This is a genomic window from Aquipseudomonas alcaligenes NBRC 14159 (assembly GCF_000467105.1).
Classification (GTDB): Bacteria; Pseudomonadota; Gammaproteobacteria; order Pseudomonadales; family Pseudomonadaceae; genus Aquipseudomonas; species Aquipseudomonas alcaligenes.
In genome coordinates this window covers 1-1,007 of sequence record NZ_BATI01000114.1, presented here as the reverse complement: position 1 = coordinate 1,007, position 1,007 = coordinate 1, and the positions used below count along the sequence as shown (strand labels likewise).

Annotated in this window: 1 protein-coding gene; it reads right to left on the bottom strand. The window is 59.7% G+C overall.

Annotated features, from left to right (window positions below; genetic code table 11):
- A partial coding sequence (locus PA6_RS22290; protein WP_455737481.1) for a Y-family DNA polymerase occupies positions 1-603 on the bottom strand: 603 nt, incomplete at its 3' end.
- Between the last annotated feature and the right edge of the window lie 404 nt (positions 604-1,007).

Sequence of the window (1,007 nt, the reverse complement as noted above, 5' to 3'; positions counted from 1 at the left end):
AAACGCCTCATCCAGGGCAAAACACCCCTCCCCGGTCAGCTCGCGTGCCGTTCGCTCGACGTTGATGCTGAACAGACGACGCAGCGTCTTGTGGTCATAGTCAGCCAGCTGGAGCGCGGTGGTAATGCCCATCGCGCCCAGCCTGGCACTCAGCCGCCGACCGATCCCCCAGACCTCGCCAACCTCGGCCAAGGCCATCAGGCGGCGCTGACGCGCGAGCGGGCGAAGATCAACGACCCCGCCCGTTGCCGGCCACTTCTTCGCCCCCCAGTTAGCGAGTTTCGAGAGAGTCTTAGTGGGCGCGATCCCGACCCCAACCGGGATGCCGACCTCGCGCAGCACCCGAGCGCGTATGTCTCTGCCGAGCTGCTCCAGGTCGATCTGCATGCCACGCAGATCGAGGAAGGCCTCGTCGATGGAATAGACCTCGATGCGCGGAGCCATGCCCCGCAGCAGGCGCATCACGCGGGCCGATAGGTTGGCGTACAGCGCGTAGTTCGAGCTGCACACCTCCAGCCCGCTTTCGTGGACGTGATGGCGCACCTGGAAGAATGGTTCGCCCATCTTGATGCCCAGCGCCTTGGCTTCATTGCTGCGGCTCACCACACAGCCATCGTTGTATCTGAATGACTCTAACAGTTAGTAGATTGTAACATACTGTTTTATAAGCATTTTACAAGACTAACAATTTTTCAATTTTTCGAGGCCTCTTGAAACCCTTCACGACCACTGTTCGAACGCCAACGCAACCATCGTCATCCCAGCAGGTCATGCGTACAGTCGCCCGCAAGCTGGCAAGGCCGATCTGATTGAGGTGGCAGAAAAGAGCGTTTGCTCACGGTAAGTGGGCACCATCGTGCCGACGTACAGAAATCAACCGGACGCATACATCTAGCTAGGCGAACGGGGCATCACGCCCTGCCGGGGAGCCCAGCTGTGCAGCAACAGCTCGATCAAGGCGCTGGCTTTCAGGGTTGGCAAGCGCGTGAGCACGTCCTTTAGGGAAA